The organism is Pseudomonas sp. PS01298 (assembly GCF_029959745.1).
Lineage (GTDB): Bacteria > Pseudomonadota > Gammaproteobacteria > Pseudomonadales > Pseudomonadaceae > Aquipseudomonas > Aquipseudomonas aylmerensis.
Window position 1 is genome coordinate 1 of sequence record NZ_JASCPP010000225.1, and the last position, 2,657, is coordinate 2,657.

The 2,657-nt window shown below is 64.6% G+C and carries 3 protein-coding genes; all 3 read left to right on the forward strand.

The annotated features are described in order from the left end of the window. Positions 1-181: 181 nt before the first annotated feature. Genes dapE through QMX97_RS31930 form a run of 3 tightly spaced genes read left to right on the forward strand, consistent with a single transcriptional unit; the run spans position 182 to position 2,568 of the window. Positions 182-1,333 carry a succinyl-diaminopimelate desuccinylase gene (gene dapE / locus QMX97_RS31920; protein WP_282398232.1) on the forward strand — a complete coding sequence of 384 codons (1,152 nt, stop codon included), beginning with the start codon at positions 182-184 and terminating at the stop codon, positions 1,331-1,333. Beyond that, positions 1,333-2,142 (forward strand): putative RNA methyltransferase, encoded by an 810-nt coding sequence (locus QMX97_RS31925; RefSeq protein ID WP_262134481.1) that lies wholly within the window; start codon positions 1,333-1,335, stop codon positions 2,140-2,142. Before dapE ends, QMX97_RS31925 begins: the two co-directional genes overlap by 1 nt. Positions 2,143-2,190: 48 nt before the next feature. Then, positions 2,191-2,568, forward strand: a complete 378-nt coding sequence (locus tag QMX97_RS31930; RefSeq protein ID WP_282398233.1) for a hypothetical protein — start codon at positions 2,191-2,193, stop codon at positions 2,566-2,568. The last annotated feature ends 89 nt before the right edge of the window (positions 2,569-2,657 follow it).

Consider the following 2,657-nt stretch of genomic DNA (forward strand, 5'->3'; position numbering starts at 1 on the left):
ACTTGGCCTGGCCCAATTCCCTGTGGGAGCTGGCTTGCCGGCGATCCAGACGCCGCGGTCTGCCAGGCACACCGCAGCGATGCTATCGCCGGCAAGCCAGCTCCCACATTGGAAGGGTGCCATCCAGGCTCTGAATCCCACCTACGTCCTGCGCCCACGACACGCTTTCCGGAGTTTCCCCATGACGGCCCATGCCGAGCTTTCGCCGACCCTTCAACTTGCCATCGACTTGATCCGTCGCCCCTCGGTGACGCCGATCGACGCCGACTGCCAGAAGCTGATGATGCAGCGCCTGGGCGACGCCGGTTTTGCACTGGAGCCGATGCGCATCGAGGACGTGGATAACTTCTGGGCCACCCATGGCAAGCATGATGGCCCGGTGCTGTGCTTCGCCGGCCACACCGACGTGGTGCCGACCGGCCCGGTACAGGCCTGGCAGAACGACCCGTTCGACGCGCTGATCGACGACAACGGCATGCTCTGCGGGCGTGGCGCAGCGGACATGAAAGGCAGCCTGGCCGCCATGCTGGTGGCCTCCGAGCGTTTTGTCGCTGACTACCCGGACCACAAGGGCTCGGTCGCCTTCCTGATCACCAGCGATGAAGAAGGTCCGGCGCACCACGGCACCAAGGCCGTGATCGAACGCCTGGCCGCGCGCAAGGAGCGCCTGGACTGGTGCATCGTCGGCGAACCGTCGAGCACTACGCTGGTGGGCGACGTGGTCAAGAATGGCCGTCGTGGCTCTCTCGGTGCCACCCTCACCGTGCGTGGCGTGCAGGGCCACGTGGCCTATCCGCACCTGGCGAAGAACCCGATCCACCTGGCGGCCCCGGCGCTGGCGGAACTCGCCGCCGAGCATTGGGACGATGGCAACGCCTTCTTCCCGCCGACCAGCTTCCAGATTTCCAACCTCAATTCCGGCACCGGCGCGACCAACGTGATCCCTGGCGACCTGACGGCGGTGTTCAACTTCCGTTTCTCCACCGAATCCACGGTAGAAGGCCTGCAGCAACGCGTCGCGGCCATTCTCGACAAGCATGACCTGGACTGGCACGTGGAATGGGCGCTGTCGGGCCTGCCGTTCCTGACCGAACCGGGCGCGTTGCTGGATGCCGTATCGGCCAGCATCAAGGCGATCACCGGTCGTGAAACCAAGGCCTCCACCAGTGGCGGCACGTCCGATGGGCGCTTCATTGCGACCCTCGGCACCCAAGTGGTCGAGTTGGGCCCGGTGAACGCGACGATCCACCAGGTCAACGAACGCATCCTGGCCAGCGATCTCGATGTGCTGACCGAAATCTACTACCAGACCCTGATCAAGTTGCTCGCCTGATGCTTGCCTGCCCCATTTGCAGCGCACCGCTCAACGCAGTGGACAACGGCGTGGCGTGCCCGGCCGGGCACCGTTTCGACCGTGCCCGCCAGGGTTACCTGAACCTGTTGCCGGTGCAGCACAAGAACAGCCGCGACCCGGGCGATAACCTCGCGATGGTCGAGGCGCGCCGCGACTTCCTCAACGCCGGGCACTACGCCCCGGTGGCCAGGCGCCTGGCCGAACTGGCTCGCGAACGTGCACCGCAGCGCTGGGTGGACATCGGCTGCGGCGAGGGTTACTACACCGCGCAAATCGCCGATGCCCTGCCCCATGCCGACGGCTATGCCCTGGATATCTCCAAGGAAGCGGTCAAGCGCGCCTGCAAGCGCAACCCGGCACTGACCTGGTTGATCGCCAGCATGGCCCGCGTGCCCTTGGCCGATGCCAGTTGCCAGTTTATCGCCAGCGTATTCAGCCCTCTGGACTGGCAGGAGGCCAAACGCCTGCTCAGCCCAGGCGGTGGCTTGATGAAGGTCGGCCCTACCGCCGGCCACCTGATGGAGTTGCGCGAGCGTTTGTACGACGAAGTACGCGAGTACACCGACGACAAGCACCTGGCCCTGGTGCCGGAGGGCATGAGCCTGGCGCACACTGAAACGCTGTCGTTCACCCTGAGCCTGGCCGAGCCCAAGGACCGCGCCAACCTGCTGGCCATGACGCCCCACGGCTGGCGTGCGAGTGCCGAGCGCCGTGCCGAGGTGATCGAAGCGGTCGAGCCGCTGCAGGTCACGGTGTCGATGCGCTACGATTATTTCGTGCTTCAATAACCGACTTTTCCGCGAATGGATTTTCGAATCCCGCAACGAGGAACATCCATGCGCCAACCCGATATCGAGATTTACCTGAAGGACGCTGACGTCGACCACAAGGCCATCGCCGCCTGGCTGGGCGCCGCCCTGGGCCCTTGCACCGACTGGGTCCAAAAGGGCCAGACCTACAAGTGCACGGCCGGCAGCGTGCCGGTTACCTGGCTGCCGAAAGCCGTAGGCAAGTGGAACAGCCTGTACCTGGAAAGTGACCAGACCCCGTGGGAAGACGACATCGCCTGCGCCCGCGCCGCATTTGCCGCGCTGAACGTCGAAGTGCGTTGCGCACCGGGTACGTGGGTAGAAGAAGAAGGTGAGGAAAGTGCCGACACCTGGGTTCGCATCAGCGCAGACGGTGAAGAGCAGATCACCTGGAAAACCGCCTGAACCTGAAGTGTGAACCCCATCAAACTGTGGGAGCGGGCTTGCTCGCGAAAGCGGTGGACCAGTCGCCTTTATAGTGACTGACCCACCGC